This is a genomic window from Thalassobium sp. R2A62, assembly GCF_000161835.1.
Lineage (GTDB): Bacteria > Pseudomonadota > Alphaproteobacteria > Rhodobacterales > Rhodobacteraceae > Thalassobium.
Genome location: NZ_GG697169.2, coordinates 1,796,082 through 1,816,975, shown reverse-complemented (window position 1 = coordinate 1,816,975; position 20,894 = coordinate 1,796,082). Strand labels below are relative to the sequence as shown.

Genomic DNA, 20,894 nt, shown 5'->3' with positions numbered 1-20,894 from the left:
ATCTGATGAGACGCCGCGCAAAGGTGCTTGAGCCTGCTCGCACCGACCTGCGATTTTTGACATTCCGACAGACCAAAGGACGCCCCTCATGAGCGCCGAAACACCCGACTATAAATCTACCGTAAATCTGCCCAAAACCGACTTTCCGATGCGGGCGGGGTTGCCGAAACGTGAACCTGAATGGCTGGCCCGTTGGGCCCGTATCGGCGTCTATGATCGCCTGCGCGAAAAAGAGGGCCGCACGCCCTTTACCCTGCATGACGGCCCTCCCTATGCGAACGGCAATTTGCACATCGGTCACGCACTGAACAAGATCCTCAAGGACATGGTTGTTCGCAGCCAACAGATGATGGGCCGCGACGCGCGCTACATTCCGGGTTGGGACTGTCACGGTCTGCCGATCGAATGGAAGATCGAAGAAAAGTACCGTCAAAAAGGCCGCGACAAAGACGCCGTGCCAGTCAACGAATTCCGTCAGGAATGCCGTGACTTTGCGGCTGGATGGGTTGACATCCAGCGCAACGAATTCAAGCGTTTGGGCATCGAAGGAAAATGGGAAAACCCATACCTGACGATGAACTTTCACGCCGAACGTGTGATCGCGGAAGAGTTCCAGAAATTCCTGATGAACGGCACCCTCTACCAAGGGTCCAAACCGGTGATGTGGTCGCCTGTGGAAAAGACCGCTTTGGCCGAGGCCGAGGTTGAATACCACGACCGTCAAACCGATGCGATCTGGGTGCGTTTCCAAATCGTTTCAGGTGGACAAGATTTTGATATCTCAGAGAAAAAGACGGAAGTCGTGATCTGGACGACAACCCCTTGGACGATCCCGCAAAACCGCGCGGTCTGCTTTGGGCCGGACATCTCTTATGGCCTCTACGAAGTCACAGGCACGCCTGACGAATGCTGGCTGTCGGTTGGTGACCGTTATGTCATGGCTGACGATTTGGCCGGCTCTGCCTTCGAAGCAGCCCGCCTCGAAGAAAGCATGTTCACCCGTCTCTCGGACGTGGGCGCAGACGTTCTGTCGACGTTGGTTTTGGCCCACCCAATGAACGGTGCCGATGGTGCCGAGGGCGAGTGGGACTTTGATGTCCCAATGCTGCCCGGTGATCACGTCACGGCGGACGCTGGTACTGGCTTTGTGCACACCGCGCCCAGCCACGGTGACGATGACTATGCTATCGGGGTCAAGCATGGCCTGCCGATGACGTTCAACATCCTTGATGACAGTTCCTACCGCGCAGACCTGCCATTCTTTGCAGGTCAGGCGATCCTCAAGCCAAACGGAAAACCTGGCGGTGCGAACAAGGCTGTGATCGAGAAGTTGGTCGCGCTTGGTGGTCTCATGGGGCGCAAGCGCATCACGATCTCGGATGCCCATTCGTGGCGCTCCAAAGCACCGGTTATCCGTCTCAACCGCCCACAGTGGTTCGCGGCAATCGACCGTGCGGTTGGCGATGGCCAAGACACATACGGCTCGACCATCCGCGAGCGGGCACTGACCAGCATCGACGAGCTGGTCACATGGACACCGCAGACAGGCCGCAACCGCCTGTATTCCATGATCGAAGCGCGTCCTGACTGGGTGCTGTCACGCCAGCGCGCGTGGGGTGTTCCGTTGACGTGTTTCACCAAGAACGGTGCGCATCCGGCAGATAATGATTACCTGCTGCGCAATACCGATGTGAACGACCGGATCAACGCAGCATTCGAAGAAGAAGGCGCTGATGCGTGGTACAACGATGGCGCCAAAGAGCGGTTCCTCGACGGGATCGTGAACCCAGACGAATACACCCAAGTCTTTGATATCTTGGATGTTTGGTTTGATTCTGGTTCGACCCACGCCTTTGTTTTGCGCGACCGCGAAGATGGCAGCGAGGACGGTATCGCTGACCTCTATCTCGAAGGGACAGACCAACACCGCGGGTGGTTCCATTCGTCCATGTTGCAGTCGTGCGGCACCAATGGTCGTGCACCCTATCGCGCTGTTCTGACCCATGGTTTCACGCTGGATGAAAAGGGCATGAAGATGTCCAAATCCATCGGCAATACCATCGCCCCTGAAAAGGTGGTCGAACAGTATGGCGCCGACATTCTACGCCTTTGGGTCGCGCAGTCTGACTATACCGTGGACCTGCGGATCGGGCCGGAAATCCTGAAAAACGTGGCGGACAGCTATCGCCGTTTGCGCAACACGATGCGCTATATGCTTGGCACGCTCAGCGACTTTACCGAGGCGGATCGCGTTGAGGCAAAGGATATGCCAGAGCTCGAGCGTTGGGTGCTGCACCGCTTGTCCGAGCTGGACGAAACCGTGCGTCAGGGCTACGCGGCCTATGACTTCCAAGGCGTGTTTCAGTCGGTGTTTAATTTCCTGACTTTGGACCTCAGCTCCTACTACTTCGACATCCGCAAGGACGTGTTTTATTGCGATGGCGACACAGAACGCCGCCGTGCCGCGCGCACTGTGATGGACTTGCTCTATCACCGTCTGACAACGTGGCTGGCACCTGTTCTGGTCTTCACGATGGAAGAGATCTGGCTCGAGCGTTTCCCGAGTGATGACAGCTCGGTTCACTTGGTGGATATCCCCGAGACACCTATGGATTGGCGTGACGATGCGCTGGCAGAAAAATGGGCTACCATCCGCCGCGTGCGCCGTGTTGTCACCAACGCGATCGAACCGCACCGCGAGGCAAAAACCATTGGTGCATCGCTCGAGGCGGCACCGACTGTATTTGTGTCCAAGGCAGACGCCGAGGTTCTCAAAACTGTCGCGCTCGAAGATGTGTGCATCACCAGCGCGATCACCGTCAGCACGGATGCAGCACCTGCAGACGCCTTTACCGCCGAAGGTGTCGAGGGCATCGCTGTCAGCTTTGCTATGGCCAAGGGCGAGAAATGCCAACGGTGTTGGAAAATCTTGCCCGACGTCGGCACCCACAGCCACGCAGGTGTTTGTGGCCGGTGTAACGCTGCGGTGTCCTGATCCAGTCGACGGTTCATAGCATTGTTGGGCCGCTCACCGTTACCGAGGTGAGCGGTTCAATCACGCCATTGGATTGGATCGATGCGGGCCCACGTGCCCAAGACGGTATTCTGGGACAAACAAGTGACGAGCTTGAGGCCTATTTCTCTGGCGACCTCAAAGACTTCAGTGTGCCGCTTGCGCCCGAAGGGTCAGAGTTTCAATTGAAATTCTGGCGCGCGCTCTGTGCCATACCCTTTGGTGAAACTCGAACCTATAGCGATTTGGCGGCTGATCTCGGCGTCCCGGCCCAAGCGATCGGGCAAACCTGCGGCAGCAATCCCATTCCGATCCTGATCCCATGCCACCGCGTTCTAGCGGCCAATTCCTTGGGTGGGTTCTCTGGTGCGGGTGGGGTCGAGGCTAAAGTGGCCCTGCTCAAGCTTGAAGGTGCGGCCTCTTTCTTGATCTAAGGGCTTGGCAATCGGTGCTGACTGTCGTTGTGTGACGGTTGGAAAGGTGCTGCTATGTCTACGATCGTTTTCCTTGCAGTTTTGGGTGCTGCCTTCTCACATGCGTTCTGGAACGGGCAGATCAAAACAGGGGTGAGCAAGCAAACCTCGATGTTGATCCTGACGGTTGGACAGGGGGGTATCGGGCTCTTTGTCGCAGTGTTTCGCGGCTTGCCGGTGATTGAGGCTTGGCCATTGTTGATCGCGTCCGGCGTTATTCACATGCTCTACCAACTGTTTCTGGCCTAAGCCTATGAACAGGGCGATCTGAGCCGCGTCTACCCGATCGCGCGCGGGGCCGCGCCGATGATTGTCGTGATCTTTAGCGTCCTCTTCTTGACCGATGCGATCAATGGCTGGGAATACATTGGTATTGCCGTTTTGGGCGCGGGCATTGTCTTGATGGCGCGCGGTGTTTTCGGCAACGACGAAAGCCTCGAGCTGCTGCCGTTTGCTTTGGGTTCGGCGTGTGCCACAGCGGGGTATTCGTTGGTTGATGGCTTGGGTGCTCGGGTCTCGGGCGACGCCATCACCTATGTGACGTGGGTCTTTGTGATGTCGGGGGTGTTCTATGTACCAGCTGTTCTCGCGCTGCGTGGACGCACGGTGCTGATAGCAGATAGGCGGGCGTGGACTGTTGGGCTCGTCGCGGCTGCGGCGTCGTACTTTGCCTATGCGATTGTTGTTTGGGCCATGACCCTAGCGCCGATTGCGGTGGTCACTGCACTGCGCGAGACGTCGATATTGTTTGCCGTTTTGATCGGTTGGATCGCCTTTGGCGAACGCATGGACCGGGGCAAAATAGCAGCGGCTATTCTTATTGTGCTGGGCGTTCTTCTGACCCGCCTGTGAACGGCATCAGTTCTTGAAGAGCGCCTGCAACGCACAGGTAGACGCTGCTCAGGATCAGGCCCCATTGCGTGATCCACGACATGTCGAAAGCGTTCCAAGCCGCCAGTCCTGCAAAACCCGTCCACGCAAGCGCGGTCGGCAACGTCAGCCAGCGCCAGCGTTCGGTCCGCACTGGGTGCACAAACTTGATTGGGATGAACATGGTGATCGCCAGAATTGTGACGACGATCAAGCAGACCCACCACGGTGGTGTCAGGGCAAAGAGCACCAGCACCAACATATTCCAGCACCCAGGAAAGCCCGAGAACGAGTTGTCTTTGGTCTTCATCCGGGTGTCACAGAAATACATCGCACTCGCAAAAGTCACGATGATGATCATCACCCATCCAGACCAGCCATCCATGATGCCCGACTTGAACAGGGCAAAAGCAGGGATGAATACGTAGGTCAGATAGTCGATGATGAGGTCCAAAAGGACGCCGTTGAACTCTGGTGCATTACGTTTGACGTCGTATTTACGGGCAAGCGGCCCGTCGATGCCGTCCACAAAGAAGGCCACAACCAACCATAAGAACATCATGTCCCATTTCGCATCTACTGCGGCCAACATGGCGAGCATTGCGAAAACAGCACCTGTGGCAGTGAACAGGTGAACGGACAGGGCTTTGATACGAATTGTCATAGCTGACCTCATGCCGGATAATGATGCATCATGCAATTGAATTGGACTTAGGCCTTGGGGTGGGTCCTGTCGTAGACTTCCATCAGGCGCGCGGTATCGACGGCCGTGTAGGTCTGCGTCGTGGACAGGGACGCATGCCCCAGCAGTTCTTGGATCGCGCGCAGGTCACCGCCAGCAGACAACAGATGCGTCGCGAAAGAGTGGCGCATCGCATGCGGGGTCGCTGTTGCAGGTAGGCCCAGCTGCAGGCGCGCGGCCTCGGTCACCTTTTGAATGGCACGAGGATTGAGAGCGCCGCCTCGGACGCCCCGAAACAGGGGTGCGTCGGGTTCGACAGGGTACGGGCACTGGCGCAAATAGGCGGCGACCGCGTCGCATGCTTGCGGGATGACTGGCACCACGCGTTCTTTGCCGCCCTTGCCGAGAATTCGCAGGGTTTGGGGCAGGGGTACGTCACGCCCACACAGGCCCAATGCCTCGGAAATCCGCAAGCCACAGCCATAGAGCAGGGTCATCACCGCCATATCGCGGGCCGCGACCCACGGCTCGGCGGCTTGTAGTTCTACGGTGTCGATCATGGCGCGCGCTGCGTCTTCGGCCAATGGCCGTGGCAGTTTCTTTTGAAATTTTGGCGCGCGGGTCGACAAAACAGCGGTGGGTTCAAACCCTTCGCGTTCGGCGAACCAGCAATAGAAGGTTTTGACGGCTGACAAGGATCGCGCCAACGATCTGGCCGCGACACCGCGGCCTCGTTCGCTGGCCATCCATGCTCGCATATCAGACACGCAAATCTGGGAAATAGGACCTAATCCCTGCGCCCCGCCGTGGTGAACCGTCATGAAGGCGAGAAATCCGGCCACGTCCGCTTGATACGCTTTGGTCGTATTTTCAGAAGTGCCGTTCAAGGCCGCAGTCGACGCGAGCCACCCCTCGAGCGCATCGCGCAACGCAGGGGAGATCATGGTCATCCTACGACAACCACCGCCGCATTGCGCGTTCAAACACACCCGCAAAAAAGGCGAGTAGGTCGTTGCCTTGTTGCGGGGTGAATTGGTGCGGATCCTCGGATCCAAGAACGAGCATGCCGGGCAAACGGCCCTGGCCAAAATCAAGTTTGAGGCAGGCTTCGGAACGGATGTAGTCAGTCGATTGACCATACACCGCATCGGTGTCCGGCTGAACTTGCCGCAAGGTGACTTGGCGAACAGGTGTGGCCCGTCCGCGGGTTAGGTAAGATTCGATAAAACCAGGCTCGGCAACCGCTAGCACATCGCCCAGCTTTTTGACGGCGGGGTCTTCTTCGTTCTGAACGCTTTCCAGAACCAGACGAATGCAATCGACACGCAAGATGTCGGCGACATCACCACCAAGATCCAAAAGAAAGTTCTCGAATGTCACAGGGTCCATCATGCGCAAAACAGCACGATGAATTTGGTTTGTCCCAGCGAGGTTTTCATACGCTGCGGCGATTACCGAACGGTGTGTATCCTCGAGCCGGTCGAGCCGGTTTTCCAACCGGTCCATCGCGATCCCACGCAGGTCAACAATATTGCCGCCCATGGATTTTTCGTTGGCGTCAATCAACGCACGCATCACGTCGGCATCCTCGAGAAAGCTCTCTGGGTTGGCCAGAATCGTGTCGCGCACTTGGTCGCGGTCGTCAGCGGTAGATGTCATGCTCGGTCTCAAATTCTTTGTTGTTATAGCTGATTTAGCAGACGTAAGCCCAATCCGCATAGCAAAATTTGAATTTTGAGACCGATTTCTCATCAACTGGCCAGATATGGGGGTTCAACGAAAAACGCCCCCAAGACAGGGTCTTGAGAGCGCAATCGCGAGTTGCCGGTTTGGCGCGTTGATCGCTTAGAGGATCGTGATGTTGGCCTTTTTGGCGTCTTCAACAAATGCAGCGAGTCCTTTGTCGGTCAAAACATGGTCAGCCATCTTCTTGATTACTGCGGGTGGTGCAGTCGCAACGTCGGCGCCAATTTTAGCACAATCGCTCATGTGATTGGCGCTACGGATGGATGCCGCGAGGATCTGTGTCTCGTAGCCGTAGTTGTCATAGATATCGCGGATGTCCGAGATCAGCTCGAGACCGTCGAGGTTGATATCGTCAAGGCGACCGATGAAGGGCGAGATGAACGTCGCACCGGCTTTGGCTGCCAACAGCGCTTGGTTTGCGGAGAAGCACAGGGTCACGTTGACCATGTTGCCTTCGTTCGTCAGTACATTACAGGCGTTCAGGCCGGCCCATGTCAGCGGAACTTTTACCGCAATGTTGTCTGCGATTTTGGCCAGCTTGCGACCTTCGGCAATCATGCCTTCTGCATCAAGAGCTACGACTTCGGCGGATACGGGGCCGGAAACGAGGTCACAGATTTCTTTGGTGACTTCCAGAATATCGCGGCCGGACTTGGCGATGATAGATGGGTTGGTGGTCACACCGTCGACCATTCCGAGGTCGTTGAGTTCGCGGATTGCGTCAATATCGGCTGTATCTACAAAGAATTTCATCGTGGTCCTCGCTGGGATGGGTTGGCGTTTGTCCTGCCAGCGTTTACCTCATGAAGGGCAGGGCGAAAACCCCTGATATGTTTGCGCTAACGGTTGTGGATGTGATGGCCCCAGAGTTTTTCCAAGAAGGCGAGTTGATCGGCGTGTTGACCACGCAGCCGATCGATCGTTTCTTGGATTACAAGGCTCCAGAGGGTGGATGTCACATCGGTGCATTCGTTGAGGTGCCCCTTGGGCCCCGCAAGGTCATTGGCGTTGTTTGGTCGGCGGGCAAAGGTGACTGGGACTATAACAAGGTTCGCGCGGCCTTTCGGGTGTTGGATGTCTCTCCTATGCGCCACGAGATGCGGTTGTTTTTGGGACGCGCCGCTGAATATACGCTGACCCCGATGGCGGCGATGCTGCGGCTCGCCACGCGGGCACCCGGGTTGGGTGATCCGCCCTCAATGCGCAAGATTTACCGGCTTGGTACCGGCACTGCCGACCGAATGACCCCTGCGCGAGAAAAAGTTCTGGGCGTGTTGCGGGATTATGGCGGGCTGGCCTTTACCCTGCGAGAGCTTGCCGAAATGGCGGATGTTACGACCAGCGTCGTCAAGGGTTTGGCAAAATTGGACGCCGTGGTCGAAGAAGACGCCCCGCGAGACACGCCCTATTTGCGGCTCGATCCGGGGTATGGCGACAAAGAACTGACTGCGGACCAAGAGACTGGCGCCGAAGCATTGCGCGTGGGTTTGAGATCGCAGGACTACGGCACGACGTTGCTTAAGGGTGTGACAGGATCGGGTAAAACCGAGGTGTACCTCGAAGCGGTGGCCGAGTGTCTGGCACAGGGGCGGCAGGCGTTGGTCTTGTTGCCTGAGATTGCGTTGACCGCAGAATTTTTGACCCGCGTCGAAGCGTGTTTTGGCGCAAAACCGGCCGAGTGGCACAGCGGTGTGACCATGACCGAGCGCCGCCGTTGTTGGCGGATGGTCGGCCAAGGCGACGCGCAATTGGTGGTCGGTGCACGGTCTGCTTTGTTCCTTCCCTATCAGAACCTCGGGCTGATCATCGTCGATGAAGAACATGACACCTCTTACAAGCAGGAGGACGGGGTTCTGTACAACGCGCGGGATATGGCGGTGCTGCGCGCCTCGATTGTTGGTGCCCAAGTTGTGCTGGCGTCAGCGACCCCCAGTCTTGAAAGTTGGGCGAATGTTGAGGCGGGTAAATATCAAAAGGTCGTTCTAACCAGCCGCTATGGTGCCGCCGTGATGCCCGAGATGCGCAGCATTGATATGCGTGCCGAGGCATTGCCGTCGACGAAGTGGGTTTCAGGAACGCTCAAACGCGAGGTGCAGGCGCGGATCGACAAGGGTGAACAATCATTGCTGTTCATCAACCGGCGCGGTTATGCGCCCATCACGCTGTGCAGGGCTTGCGGGCATCAGATCGGGTGCGATGACTGCGACGCGCGGATGGTCGAGCATAGGTTCTTGAAACGTTTGGTGTGCCATCAATGCGGAGAAACCAAACCGATGCCAACGGTTTGCCCGAACTGTCAGGCCGAGGATAAACTAGTGCCAGTCGGTCCGGGAGTTGAGCGGCTCGCCGAAGAAGTGATCGAGGCATTTCCAAAGGCGCGTGTTGCAGTTCTGTCGTCAGATCATTTCGGATCTGCCCGTGCTCTAAAGGAACAGATCGTCGCCATCGCCGAGGGCGAAGCGGATATCATCATTGGAACACAGCTTGTGGCTAAGGGGCACAACTTTCCCAAGCTGACGCTTGTCGGTGTGATCGACGCCGACCTTGGCCTGCAGGGATCTGACCTACGCGCAGCCGAACGTACGTTTCAATTGATGCTGCAGGTCGCGGGGCGTGCTGGTCGGACCGAGGCGCGAGGCACGGCACTGTTGCAAACCTATCAACCAGAACATCCGGTGATCCGGTCAATCCTATCTGGCGACGAAGAAGGGTTTTGGACCGCAGAGGCAAGCGAGCGCAAGCAAGCAGGCGTGCCGCCCTACGGCCGGATGGCTGGCATCGTTTTGTCGTCCCCAAATGTTCAAGAGCTGTTTGACCTAGGTGCTGATATGGCGCGGCGTGATGGGCCACTGCGCGAGATCGGTGCACAGGTCTACGGCCCTGCACCCGCGCCAATCGCTAGGATCAGAGGGCGACATCGCGTGCGTTTGTTAGTCAAAGCCGACAAGGGTGCGCCGATCCAAGCCGCCCTGACCAAGTGGGTTGCTCAGTTCCGGTTGACCAGCACATTACGCTTGTCGATCGATATCGATCCACAGAGCTTTTACTGACGCCCCTTTCCAAGCCCTGCGCATCGGCGTAGTGCCATGGCATGCGCACAATTGCCCTCTCTGATGCAACCCAGCTGCCTGCGTGGCGTCGGCCGCTCGTTCTGCTGTTTTTGATGGCGGCGGCGATGCCGATTGCGTTTTCAACGTGGTCTGCGCTGCTCAACAACTTTGTCATCGAAGCCGCCCAGTTTGATGGGGCGGATATTGGCCTGCTTCACACGGTCCGCGAAATCCCAGGCTTTTTGGCTGTTGGTGTCATCGCGATCATCATCTTTATGCGCGAACAGGTGCTGGGCCTCGTGTCTCTCGCGCTGCTAGGGGCTGCGACCGCAGTGACAGCACAGTTCCCCAGCATCGGTGGTATCCTCGTCGTCACGATGCTCAGTTCGATCGGGTTTCACTACTACGAGACGGTGAACCAGTCGCTACAACTGCAATGGATCGCGATCAAGAAGGCGCCAGAGACACTGGGCTGGATCATTGCAGCCGGGTCGGGGGCGACACTGATTGCCTATGTCTTGATCGTGCTGACGTGGGAGCGGTTCGGACTGTCTTATGACTTTGTCTATATGTTGTCGGGTGGCATCACTTTGGCGATCGCTGTGTTCTGTTTCTTTGCCTATCCGCAATTCGAGGTGCCGGACCAACAGATCAAAAAGATGATTCTGCGAAAACGGTACTGGCTGTATTATGCGCTGCAATTCATGTCAGGCGCGCGGCGGCAAATCTTTGTCGTGTTTGCCGGATTTATGATGGTCGAAAAGTTTGACTACGCGGTGCATCAAGTGACGGCGCTGTATCTGATCACTTTGGTGATCAACATGATCGTGGCACCCCTGTTGGGCAAAGCGGTCGAACGGTTTGGCGAACGTAACGCGCTGGTGTTTGAATATGTTGGGCTGGCTCTGGTGTTCGTGTCCTACGCAGGGATTTACTATCTCGACTGGGGACTGCGCGTGGCTGAAATCCTCTATGTCGTGAACCATCTGTTTTTCAGCCTCGCGCTTGCGATCAAAACGTATTTCCAAAAAATCGCGTCGCCCGGTGATATCGCCCCGACAGCAGCGGTGGCGTTTACAATCAATCATATCGCGGCGGTGTTCTTGCCAGTGTTGCTGGGGATCTTGTGGCTTAATGCGCCGGGCCTCGTTTTTGTCTCGGCTGCAGGGATGGCGATTGTGTCTCTCTTGCTGTCGCTGTTGATCCCGCGCCATCCAACACGAGGTCGCGAAACAGTGTTTCAATCCTCGACAGTGGCAGCCGACTGATCAAAGCCCTATATGAGTGGTACGCCAAAAAAGGAGTGCGCCACATGATGCTGTTCCAACGCAAGAAAACTGAAATGGTAAGCAAGACTGATGCGGTTGCCGGATCATCAGACGTTATTGCCCTGCCAGAGACGCATTTTGTAAATGGCAATCCTATGACGTTGGGGCTGCCGGATGGCATGGAACAGGCGATGTTCGGGATGGGCTGTTTTTGGGGCGTCGAACGGATGTTCTGGACGCTGGACGGCGTTTATTCCACGATGGTCGGCTATGCGGGTGGCTATACGGAAAATGCGACCTACGAGCAGGTCTGCACAGGAAAGACTGGTCACAACGAGGTCGTGCGGGTGATCTATGATCCGGCCGTCATTTCCTATGACCAATTGCTACAGGTATTTTGGGAAGGCCACGACCCGACCATGGGTATGCGCCAAGGCAACGATATGGGCACGCAATATCGGTCGGGCATTTATGCCTATACCAATGCTCAACAGGACGCGGCCCAGACGAGCAAAGTCGCCTTTCAGCCACGGCTGGATACGGCTGGGTTTGGACCGATCACGACTGAGATCACTGATGTTCCGGTGTTTTTCGTGGCCGAGGCATATCACCAACAGTATCTTGCGAAAAATCCTGCGGGCTATTGCGGGATCGGTGGAACTGGCGTGACCTGTCCGATCGGCGTTGGTGCTTAAAACCATAGGGCAGGAGCCGCTGCGTGCGGCTCTTGCCTCTTGATCGCGGCGGTGTTGCAGCGTAGGCGGTTCCCCAACCAAAGGATCCGCTATGACAACCTACACAGCCCTGACGACATTGACCGGAAAATCCCAAGCAGAAGCGTTGGGCGAGGCAATGGAACGCCTGACGCCAGAACCTACGGGTGTGGGCGTCTTCGAAGTCGAAGACGGGTCAGGTCTGTGGGAAGTCGGCGGCTATTTTCTGGAACAACCTGATACAGCTGGATTGGCGTTGCTTGCGACGCTGCATGATGCGGCCGCGTTCGTTGTATCCGAGGTGCCCGATGTGGATTGGGTGGCCAAGGTGCGCCGTGAGCTGGCGCCAGTCGAGGCTGGGCAATTCTTTGTTTATGGGGCTCATGACGCGGACCAAGTGCCCGAAGGCAAGATTGCGTTGCTGATCGAGGCGGCGATGGCATTCGGTACTGGCCACCACGGCACAACGCTGGGCTGCCTGCGGGCGTTGGACCGGTTGGATCAGGCCAGTGTTACGGGGCAAAATGTTGCTGACATCGGGTGTGGGACAGCTGTTTTGGCTATGGCTGCAGCGCGGATCTGGCCGAACCCTGCATGGGCGTCAGACATTGATCAGGTTGCAGTCGACGTTGCCGAGGCGAATGTCGCAGCCAACAATCTGCAAGGTCGGGTCAAATGTGTAGAAGCTGCGGGCTTTGACGCGCCAGAACTGCATGATGCAGCCCCTTTTGATCTGGTGTTTGCGAATATTCTCAAGGGGCCGCTTGTCGCGCTGTCTCCTGATATGGCGTCGCATGTGTCCGATGGCGCACATGTGATTCTGTCAGGGATCTTGAACGAGCAAGCCGACGAGGTGATCGCTGTTTATGCACAAAATGGATTCAATCTGATCCACCGCGAAGAGATTGTTGAATGGACAACACTAACTTTGCAGAAAATCAGCGCGTAATTCTCTGTAAAAGTCGCAAAAATGCCTTTGTTGCCTTGGTTGTGCCACATTTGACGCCTATCCGTGCGGGATCGACGGTGGGGGCCTTCGATAGTAGGAGGCTGCCATGAGCACCGCTCATCTCCCGTTCCAAAAGCGACTGAAAGTGATTGGTCGTAAACATGATCGCATGGCGCGTAATGGCGTCGTGCACTCCGTTAACCATGACGGCCTGATTATTGCTCGTGCGCGCCGCACGAAACCCCGTTTCCCGTTCAAAGGTCTGGCACTGTTGGTGTTGGCGACTATTTTGTTCAAAAGCCTGATGTTGTTTCAGGCTGGATCGATTGCTTATAACGAGCGGCTCGATCTCTTGCGCGGTGGAAATGTGGCTGAAGCTGCTGGGGCATGGATCATGCAAATTGATCCGGTGACCCAGTGGGTGACAGATCAAATCCGAATTAACGTATTATAAAATTTGTGATTTTAACAGAAAAGGCCGCGCTCTGATTTAGAGCGCGGCCTTTTCGTTGATCGATCGTCGCGCGTTTAGCGGTAAACGACGCTTTCGATGTCGCCGTAGCAAAGACCGATGTCTTCGAGCTCACGTGCCGTCAGCGCAGACAGTGCCTTGCGGGTTGCGCGGGCATCGTTCCAAGCGGACAGAGCGCCGAATGTCGATGCGAATGCTTTAGAAAAGACTGCTCCAACAGGTGCAGAAGTCGAGAGTGAGCGGGTTGTGTCAAATGCGGCCATGTCGCGTGTCCTTTTAGGTTTTGAGTTGTGTGTTCGTTCGTCTTGAAGCGCATTTAGTCCTCTGATCTGACATCCGCCAGATCTAATTTTGCATACCACCGTTGCGGTTTCTGCATGGCAGAATGGTGGCGATAGTTAATTGAAAAAAAACAATAAAAACCAATCGCCGCTAAATTATTGTGCGCGTTACGAACGCGGTCATGCTGCAATCGCAAAATGGCCCGTACGCCGCTGGATGTGAACAAGGTTCTTTTCACATGTTCGCGTTTCGTGCTACTGCAGTTGCAACAAGAACAAAAAGGGGCGGACATGCGCGTTTTGGGGATTGATCCCGGCCTGCGCAACATGGGGTGGGGCGTCATTGACGTCTCGGGCACACGGCTGTCTCATGTGGCGAATGGCATTTGTAAATCTAGCACTGGCGACATTTTGGCCGAGCGCTTGTTGTTGCTGCACGGCCAACTGGCTGAGGTGATCGAACAATACGCTCCTGAGACGGCAGCGGTTGAACAGACCTTTGTGAACAAGGACGGCGCCGGCACTCTCAAATTGGGTCAGGCGCGAGGTATTGCCATGCTTGTTGCAGCACAGGCAGGACTGTCTGTCGGAGAATACGCACCTAACGCAGTCAAAAAGACAGTTGTTGGTGTGGGCCACGCGGATAAGAGACAGGTCGACCATATGGTTCGGATGCAATTGCCCGGCGTTCAGATCGTTGGGCCAGACTCGGCTGATGCCTTGGCGATCGCAATTTGTCATGCGCATCACGCCCAGTCGCAGAACCATCTCGACCGCGCATTGGCGAGGGCAGGCGCATGATTGGTAAGATTGCGGGCCGGATCGATTATCGTGCGGCAGACCATGTTCTGATTGATGTGCGTGGCGTTGGATACGTTGTCTACGTCTCGGACCGTGTGATGGCATCCTTGCCCGGAAACGGTGAGGCGGTTGCTTTGTTTACCGATCTTTTGGTGCGCGAGGATAACCTGCAATTGTTCGGGTTTACGACGCTCGTTGAAAAAGAGTGGCACCGTTTGTTGATGAGCGTCCAGGGGATCGGTGCTAAGGCATCGATGGCCATTCTGGGCGCTATCGGGGCCGAGGGTGTGAGCCGCGCGATTGCGCTGGGCGATTGGGCGGCCATCGCGACCGCCAAAGGTGTAGGACCGAAAACTGCACAGCGCGCTGTGCTTGACCTCAAGAACAAGGCGCATGCTGTCATGGCGATGGGCGGCACCTTGGCCGAGGCTCAGGGTGAGGTAGAAGCTGAGGGTGAAGTGATCGAGACCGCAGCACCCAAAGTGACCCGCTCTGGCAACGGCGCTGCACAATCCGAAGCTTTGTCAGCGTTGGGCAACTTGGGTTATTCGCCTTCAGACGCGGCCGGCGCAGTGGCCGAAGCCAGTGGAGGCGCACCCGATGCGGATACGTCCGAACTGATCCGTGCTGCGCTCAAACTTTTGGCGCCAAAGGGATAACTGATGGACCAGCCTGATCCCGATCTGCGGCCCGACCAGCAATCTGGCGACAATGACCGTGCGCTGCGGCCCCAAGTTCTGGATGAATTTATTGGTCAGGCCGAAGCGCGCGCGAACCTCAAGATATTCATTCAGTCTGCTCGCAAACGCGAAGAGGCGATGGATCATACGCTGTTCCACGGCCCACCCGGTCTGGGAAAGACGACGCTGGCACAAATCATGGCCCGCGAATTGGGTGTGAATTTTCGTATGACAAGTGGGCCGGTTTTGGCCAAGGCTGGCGACCTCGCTGCGATCCTGACCAATCTCGAGGCGCAAGATGTTTTGTTTATCGATGAAATTCACCGATTGAACCCAGCTGTCGAAGAAGTGCTCTATCCGGCGTTAGAGGATTTCGAGCTGGATTTGGTGATTGGTGAAGGACCAGCCGCGCGTACCGTCCGGATTGAACTGCAGCCCTTTACTCTTGTTGGGGCAACGACGCGGATGGGTTTGCTGACCACCCCGCTGCGCGACCGTTTTGGCATTCCGACACGACTGCATTTTTATACCACTGACGAGTTGCACGAAATCGTCACACGCGGCGCACGGCTGATGGGCTGCCCCGCCGACGACGAAGGCGCACGCGAGATCGCGAAACGTGCGCGGGGTACGCCACGGATCGCAGGGCGATTGTTGCGCCGCGTTGTGGATTTTGCGGTGGTTGAAGGCGACGGGCGCGTGACCCAAGCGATTGCGGATCGTGCGTTGACCAGACTTGGTGTTGATCATTTGGGGCTTGATGGCGCTGACCGACGGTATCTGCGGTTGGTGGCCGAAAACTATGGTGGTGGTCCTGTTGGTATCGAAACGCTCTCTGCGGCGTTATCCGAGAGCCGCGACTCGCTAGAAGAAGTGATCGAGCCGTTTTTGTTGCAACAGGGTTTGATTCAGCGAACGCCGCGTGGTCGAATGCTAGCGCAAAAGGCGTGGACGCATTTGGGGCTGGACGTGCCCAAAAATCAGAGCGATTTGTTCAGTTGAGACCGCCCTGTTGAGAGAACACGCTATGACGCCCGACGAAATCGCTGCATTGTTCACCCGCTCTGACGACAGCTATTTGTTTGCCCGTTGGGGGCGACCTATCGCGCCAGTCGTTTTTGGAGTGACAGACGAGACCCTCGCGGTTGTTAAAGGGGCGACTGAAGCTGTTGCCGCACTTGCAGGCATCGAAGTGGCCGAGACTGACCCTGAGTTGGGGTCGAACCTGATGGTGTTTTTCTTCACAGATTGGGATGAACTGCCCGAGGTTCCGGACCTTGGTAATCTGGTTCCTGACCTGGTGCCGCTCGTCGGGCGATTAAAAGAGGCCGATGCAAATCAATACCGTGTCTTCCGGTTTGACGAAGCCGGAGCGATCAAGGCGTGTTTCGTTTTTGTCCGAATGGATGCGCACCTAAGCGAGACCCCAGCTGAAACGCTCGCACTAAGCCAGATGGTTCAAACGGTCCTGTTGTGGTCGGATCGCGCGTTTATGGAAACCTCTTCTCTGGCCGTTTTGCCCGAGGGCGGGGTGATCCTCAATCCAGAGATCGCAAATGTAATCCGCGCGGCCTACAATCCTGTGCTGCCCGCAGTGGCCCAAGATGCGAGCCACGCGCTGCGCCTGTTTGCTCGAATGGAGACCCCGTAATGAGCCATACTTTTGATGTGCATGTGTACTACGAAGACACCGACCTTGCCGGTATTGTCTACTACGCCAATTACCTAAAGTTCATTGAACGGGCGCGGACGGAATTGGTCCGCGAAATGGGTGTGAATCAGGTCGCTCTTAAGGCTGACGAGGGTGTCGTTTTTGCGGTCAGGCGGGTTGAGGCGGACTATATTGCGCCCGCGAAATTTGATGATGATCTAACGGTCGAGACTGCAATCAAGGCCGTAACAGGCGCGCGTTTGGTCCTGACACAGGACGTGAAGCGCGACGCTACGCTGTTGTTTTCGTCTGTCGTCACCATCGTCGCGATCGGTGAAAACGGTCAACCTGCGCGATTGCCAGCGACTTTCCGCCGAAAAATTCAATAAGACCGCCCCAAATTCTGCCAGATGACACGGTTGTGTTGGCTTTGCTCTGGGTTTTGCGTTATTTGTGGGCGTAATCAGAGCCCTTAAGTGGCCACAACAAAAGAGCAGGCACATGGAAGCAGTCGATTTCTCGATGTGGGCGTTATTCGCCCGCGCGACGATTACCGTAAAACTCGTCATGATCATGTTGATCATCGCATCCGTGTGGTGCTGGGGCGTGATCGTCGACAAACTCATTCAATACCGCAATGCGCGCAAAGAAGCGGGCATCTTTGATCGGGCCTTTTGGTCGGGCGAACCCTTGGACGGTCTGTTCGAAAAGATCGGTGCAGAACCAGATGGTCCTTCGGAGAAAATCTTTGCGGCTGGCATGATGGAATGGCGCAGATCACACCGCCAGGACGGTGGCTTGATCGCTGGCGCACAGGCGCGGATTGATCGGGCTATGGACGTGGCGATCGCCCGCGAGAGCGAAAAGCTGCAAAAAGGTCTGCCGGTTTTGGCGACGGTCGGCTCGACCGCACCCTTTGTCGGTTTGTTTGGTACCGTGTGGGGCATCATGAATGCCTTTATCGAGATTGCCGAACAGCACAATACAAACCTCGCTGTTGTGGCACCTGGTATCGCCGAAGCGTTGTTGGCGACGGGTCTCGGCCTGTTGGCTGCGATCCCTGCCGTCATTTATTACAACAAATTGAGCGCCGACAGCGATCGGATCGTTGGTGGCTACGAGGCGTTTGCCGACGAATTTGCAACCATCCTAAGCCGTCAGTTGGACAGCTGATATGGGCGCTGGTGTTATGAAAAGCGGGGGCGGCGGACGCAGACGCGGACGTCGCAGTTCACGCACACAGCCGATGGCGGAGATTAACGTCACGCCATTCGTCGATGTGATGTTGGTCTTGTTGATCATCTTTATGGTCGCGGCTCCGTTGTTGACGGCAGGTGTGCCTGTCGACATGCCGGACACGGCTGCGAACGCATTGCCAACCGACCAAGAGGAACCGCTGACCGTCACGCTGACGGCAGAGGGTTTGATCCTGATCCAGAACACCGAAGTGCCGGAGGATGAATTTATCACTCGACTGCGCGGAATCTCTGCCGAGCGTGACAGCGACCGTGTCTTTTTGCGCGCGGATGGGGCTAATTCATGGGACCGTGTTGCGGTTGTCATGGGCGCGCTCAATGCGGGCGGATTTTCCAACATCGGTCTTGTGACGGATGTTGGCGGACCAACGCTTGACGGGTCCGACGGGTAACAAGGTATGTCTACGGGCACCTATATCTCTGGCGCGGGCCATGTTGGTCTGATCGGCTTTATGATCCTCGGCTGGGGGTTTTCGGCTGATCCGTTACCTTTTGAGGTGACCGAAGTTAGCGTTGTGACCGCCGAAGAGTTTGACGCGTTGTCCGGTGTGGCCCAGCCAACAGTGCCAACCGACGAACCGCCCGCACCCCAAGTTCCAGATGTCGAAGACGTTGTAGAGCCGCCAGCCGTGGAAGAGCCGCCAGCGGCACCGGACGCGCCCGAACCGGTTGAGGCGCCAGTCGAAGATACGCAGCCTGTCGCGCCAGAAATTGAAACGCCTGCGATCGAAGTGACTGACGCGCCACCAGCCGAGCCGCAGACACCGCAGGTCGAAACGGTGACAAACACGGTGATCGGGACCAGTCCGCGCCCACGACCGCGCCCCGCGCCTCGCGTGGCCCCTGAGGCCGTAGTCCAACCCGAACCAGATGCAGTGATCGCTGACACAACCCAAGACAGCGTCCAGGACGATGCACCTGCCGAGACGCCAGTGACCGAAGAGGCGCAACAAGCCACAACTCAAGAAGAGGCCACAACCGAGACTGTGACCGAAGCGGATCAAGAGGCTGCAGGTGAAGAGATCGTGCTGGCACCAACATCCTCGCCGCGTCCGCCTGTCAGACCTTCGCGACCAGAGCCCACGGAAACGGCGACGGCGCCCTCAAATGAAACGACCGATGCGATCAATGATCTGCTCGGGGACTTGGCGACGGAAGAGCCTGCCGCATCGACGCCAACAGGACCGCCGCTTAGCGGGGCCGAAAAAGAAGGGTTCCGAATTGCTGTGAACAATTGTTGGAATGTCGATGCTGGTTCGCGAGCGGCGGAGGTGACAGTGAAGGTCGGTTTCGCACTGGACCAAAACGGTCGTGTGTCAGGTGATGTCCGCATGGTCGGTGCCTCTGGTGGAGACACCGGTGCTCAGCGTACCGCCTACGAGGCTGCGCGGCGTGCCGTTCTGCGATGCCAGAGTAGTGGATATGATTTGCCCGCGGAAAAGTATGAGCAGTGGAAAGACGTCGAGATCACGTTTGACCCATCTGGGATGCGCTTGAGATGACCGCAGCACCCCGCAAAATGGCAAAGAACCGTCCGCATGCGATGCTCTGTGTGATGTGTGGACAAAGATATAGTAAACAGGCGGCACAGTATGCCCGCCTTAGCGAAAGGATCGCAGTATGACCCGTGTTTTGACCTGTCTGATGGTTGGTGTTTTGACTCTTGGGGTCTTGATTGCCCAGGGCGCGCGGGCGCAACCGCTGAGCATTACAATCACGGACGGCGTGATCGAACCGCTGCCTTTTGCGGTGCCAAGTTTCCAAGCGGAAAACCAATCGGCGGCGCAAGTTGCGGCTGATCTGTCGCGGGTGATTGCAGAGGATTTGACTGGCACAGGTCTGTTCCGCCAAATCCTCGCTAGTGCGTTCATCTCGCAAATCAGTGCCTTCAGCGCGCCAATTCAATTTGCAGACTGGCGTGCCATCAATACGCAGGCGTTGGTCACAGGTGTGGTGTCAGTGAACGGCGATCAGTTGACCGTAAAATTCCGTCTGTATGATGTGTTTTCGGGCGCTGAATTGGGTGCGGGTCAGCAGTTGGCTGGGACGGTTTCAGGATGGCGCCGCATGGCACACAAAGTGTCGGATCAGGTCTATAGTCGGATTACAGGCGAGGGTGGCTATTTCGACAGCCGCGTCGTGTTTGTCTCTGAGACAGGCCCCAAGAATGATCGCCGCAAACGTTTGGCCATTATGGACTATGATGGGGCGAATGTTCAATTTCTGACCGACAGCGCGTCAATCGTTCTGGCGCCGCGTTTCTCGCCCAATGGCGATCGTGTTCTCTACACCAGCTACGAAACTGGCTTTCCTCGGATCAATATTCTGGATGTGGCAAGCGTTGGACGCCAGCAGTTGGCGACAGCAGATGGCGAGATGGCATTTAGCCCACGCTTTAGCCGTGATGGACGTCAGGTCATCTACAGCATTGCCAATGGTGGCAACACGGACATCTACCGCAGTGATTTGGCATCCGGATCGAATGCGCGTCTTACCTCAGCTCCATCGATTGAAACTGCCCCCAGCTTTTCCCCTGATGGCAGCCAGATCGTGTTCGAAAGCGATCGCAGCGGCACCCAGCAGCTGTATATCATGAGCGCGAGTGGTGGTGAGCCTCGGCGGATCAGCTTTGGCGATGGACGCTATGGCACGCCTGTTTGGTCGCCGCGTGGTGACTTGGTCGCCTTTACCAAGCAGAACGCAGGTCGGTTCCATATCGGTGTCATGCGCACGGACGGATCCGAAGAGCGTCTGCTGACGGCTAGTTTTCTTGATGAAGGCCCGACATGGTCGCCCAATGGCCGCGTCATCATGTTCACCCGCGAGACCCAAGGTGCAGACGGCGCGCCCGCGCTATATTCGGTGGATATCACGGGCCGTAATTTGAAACGGGTCACTACCTCTAACGCCGCGTCTGACCCGTCTTGGGGGCCGCTGCAACGTTGATTCACATGGCACAGCATTTCGTGCTAAACATAAACAAAAGAGC

At 56.7% G+C, this 20,894-nt stretch carries 21 protein-coding genes and 1 pseudogene; 17 read left to right on the top strand and 5 right to left on the bottom strand.

Annotation, left to right across the window (positions count from 1 at the left end):
- Window positions 1-88: 88 nt before the first annotated feature.
- From ileS to TR2A62_RS09010, 3 genes and pseudogenes are all read left to right on the top strand, one after another.
- Window positions 89-2,995, top strand: coding sequence for an isoleucine--tRNA ligase (ileS, locus tag TR2A62_RS09020; RefSeq protein ID WP_009159920.1), 2,907 nt, complete (start codon window positions 89-91; stop codon window positions 2,993-2,995).
- 47 nt (window positions 2,996-3,042) lie between these two features.
- On the top strand, window positions 3,043-3,447 hold the full coding sequence (locus TR2A62_RS09015) for a methylated-DNA--[protein]-cysteine S-methyltransferase (protein ID WP_009160875.1): 405 nt from the start codon (window positions 3,043-3,045) through the stop codon (window positions 3,445-3,447).
- Window positions 3,448-3,501: 54 nt separating this feature from the next.
- Window positions 3,502-4,338 (top strand): annotated as a pseudogene (locus TR2A62_RS09010) (EamA family transporter).
- On the opposite strand, the gene TR2A62_RS09005 reads toward TR2A62_RS09010, so the two are convergent.
- The 4 genes from TR2A62_RS09005 to fsa all read right to left on the bottom strand — a co-directional run bounded on the left by TR2A62_RS09005 (window position 4,304) and on the right by fsa (window position 7,537).
- A complete protein-coding gene (locus TR2A62_RS09005; protein WP_009158767.1) occupies window positions 4,304-5,020 on the bottom strand; it encodes a phosphatidylcholine/phosphatidylserine synthase in 717 nt (238 codons plus the stop codon). The pseudogene TR2A62_RS09010 and the gene TR2A62_RS09005 overlap by 35 nt on opposite strands.
- Window positions 5,021-5,067: 47 nt before the next feature.
- Window positions 5,068-5,988: a tyrosine recombinase XerC gene (locus TR2A62_RS09000; protein WP_040820532.1), complete on the bottom strand. Its 921-nt coding sequence runs from the start codon at window positions 5,986-5,988 to the stop codon at window positions 5,068-5,070.
- A 1-nt stretch (window position 5,989) separates the two neighbouring features.
- Complete coding sequence (locus TR2A62_RS08995; protein ID WP_009157353.1) at window positions 5,990-6,697, bottom strand: DUF484 family protein; 708 nt, start codon at window positions 6,695-6,697, stop codon at window positions 5,990-5,992.
- Between the two features lie 186 nt (window positions 6,698-6,883).
- Window positions 6,884-7,537, bottom strand: coding sequence for a fructose-6-phosphate aldolase (fsa, locus tag TR2A62_RS08990; protein WP_009159056.1), 654 nt, complete (start codon window positions 7,535-7,537; stop codon window positions 6,884-6,886).
- Window positions 7,538-7,614: 77 nt separating this feature from the next.
- Here fsa and TR2A62_RS08985 point away from each other — a divergent pair, with 77 nt between their 5' ends.
- The 5 genes from TR2A62_RS08985 to TR2A62_RS08965 all read left to right on the top strand — a co-directional run bounded on the left by TR2A62_RS08985 (window position 7,615) and on the right by TR2A62_RS08965 (window position 13,218).
- On the top strand, window positions 7,615-9,834 hold the full coding sequence (locus tag TR2A62_RS08985) for a primosomal protein N' (RefSeq protein WP_009160604.1): 2,220 nt from the start codon (window positions 7,615-7,617) through the stop codon (window positions 9,832-9,834).
- Between the two features lie 41 nt (window positions 9,835-9,875).
- A complete protein-coding gene (locus tag TR2A62_RS08980) occupies window positions 9,876-11,102 on the top strand; it encodes an MFS transporter (RefSeq protein WP_009157885.1) in 1,227 nt (408 codons plus the stop codon).
- 44 nt (window positions 11,103-11,146) lie between these two features.
- The gene (msrA, locus tag TR2A62_RS08975) at window positions 11,147-11,797 is read left to right on the top strand and encodes a peptide-methionine (S)-S-oxide reductase MsrA (RefSeq protein ID WP_009159364.1); all 651 of its coding nucleotides are present in this window, start codon (window positions 11,147-11,149) and stop codon (window positions 11,795-11,797) included.
- A 91-nt stretch (window positions 11,798-11,888) separates the two neighbouring features.
- The gene (locus tag TR2A62_RS08970; protein ID WP_009160447.1) at window positions 11,889-12,764 is read left to right on the top strand and encodes a 50S ribosomal protein L11 methyltransferase; all 876 of its coding nucleotides are present in this window, start codon (window positions 11,889-11,891) and stop codon (window positions 12,762-12,764) included.
- Window positions 12,765-12,870: 106 nt separating this feature from the next.
- Window positions 12,871-13,218: a hypothetical protein gene (locus tag TR2A62_RS08965; protein ID WP_040820530.1), complete on the top strand. Its 348-nt coding sequence runs from the start codon at window positions 12,871-12,873 to the stop codon at window positions 13,216-13,218.
- A gap of 74 nt (window positions 13,219-13,292) precedes the next feature.
- Here TR2A62_RS08965 and TR2A62_RS08960 read toward each other — a convergent pair whose 3' ends face one another.
- Window positions 13,293-13,499: a DUF1127 domain-containing protein gene (locus TR2A62_RS08960; RefSeq protein ID WP_009157504.1), complete on the bottom strand. Its 207-nt coding sequence runs from the start codon at window positions 13,497-13,499 to the stop codon at window positions 13,293-13,295.
- A gap of 309 nt (window positions 13,500-13,808) precedes the next feature.
- On the opposite strand from TR2A62_RS08960, the gene ruvC reads away from it, so the two are divergent.
- The 9 genes from ruvC to tolB all read left to right on the top strand — a co-directional run bounded on the left by ruvC (window position 13,809) and on the right by tolB (window position 20,851).
- Window positions 13,809-14,318: a crossover junction endodeoxyribonuclease RuvC gene (gene ruvC / locus TR2A62_RS08955; RefSeq protein WP_040821353.1), complete on the top strand. Its 510-nt coding sequence runs from the start codon at window positions 13,809-13,811 to the stop codon at window positions 14,316-14,318.
- The gene (gene ruvA / locus TR2A62_RS08950; RefSeq protein ID WP_009159852.1) at window positions 14,315-14,977 is read left to right on the top strand and encodes a Holliday junction branch migration protein RuvA; all 663 of its coding nucleotides are present in this window, start codon (window positions 14,315-14,317) and stop codon (window positions 14,975-14,977) included. Before ruvC ends, ruvA begins: the two co-directional genes overlap by 4 nt.
- Before the next feature lie 3 nt (window positions 14,978-14,980).
- Window positions 14,981-16,000 (top strand): Holliday junction branch migration DNA helicase RuvB, encoded by a 1,020-nt coding sequence (ruvB, locus tag TR2A62_RS08945; protein WP_009160255.1) that lies wholly within the window; start codon window positions 14,981-14,983, stop codon window positions 15,998-16,000.
- A 25-nt stretch (window positions 16,001-16,025) separates the two neighbouring features.
- Window positions 16,026-16,649 (top strand): hypothetical protein, encoded by a 624-nt coding sequence (locus TR2A62_RS08940; RefSeq protein ID WP_009157615.1) that lies wholly within the window; start codon window positions 16,026-16,028, stop codon window positions 16,647-16,649.
- Window positions 16,649-17,038, top strand: a complete 390-nt coding sequence (ybgC, locus tag TR2A62_RS08935; RefSeq protein ID WP_009158558.1) for a tol-pal system-associated acyl-CoA thioesterase — start codon at window positions 16,649-16,651, stop codon at window positions 17,036-17,038. Before TR2A62_RS08940 ends, ybgC begins: the two co-directional genes overlap by 1 nt.
- Window positions 17,039-17,150: 112 nt before the next feature.
- The gene (gene tolQ, locus TR2A62_RS08930) at window positions 17,151-17,822 is read left to right on the top strand and encodes a protein TolQ (protein ID WP_009159392.1); all 672 of its coding nucleotides are present in this window, start codon (window positions 17,151-17,153) and stop codon (window positions 17,820-17,822) included.
- Window position 17,823: 1 nt separating this feature from the next.
- A complete protein-coding gene (locus TR2A62_RS08925; RefSeq protein ID WP_009159723.1) occupies window positions 17,824-18,297 on the top strand; it encodes an ExbD/TolR family protein in 474 nt (157 codons plus the stop codon).
- A gap of 6 nt (window positions 18,298-18,303) precedes the next feature.
- Window positions 18,304-19,407, top strand: a complete 1,104-nt coding sequence (locus tag TR2A62_RS08920) for a hypothetical protein (RefSeq protein WP_009160621.1) — start codon at window positions 18,304-18,306, stop codon at window positions 19,405-19,407.
- A 118-nt stretch (window positions 19,408-19,525) separates the two neighbouring features.
- A complete protein-coding gene (tolB, locus tag TR2A62_RS08915; protein ID WP_009158095.1) occupies window positions 19,526-20,851 on the top strand; it encodes a Tol-Pal system beta propeller repeat protein TolB in 1,326 nt (441 codons plus the stop codon).
- Window positions 20,852-20,894: the final 43 nt, after the last annotated feature.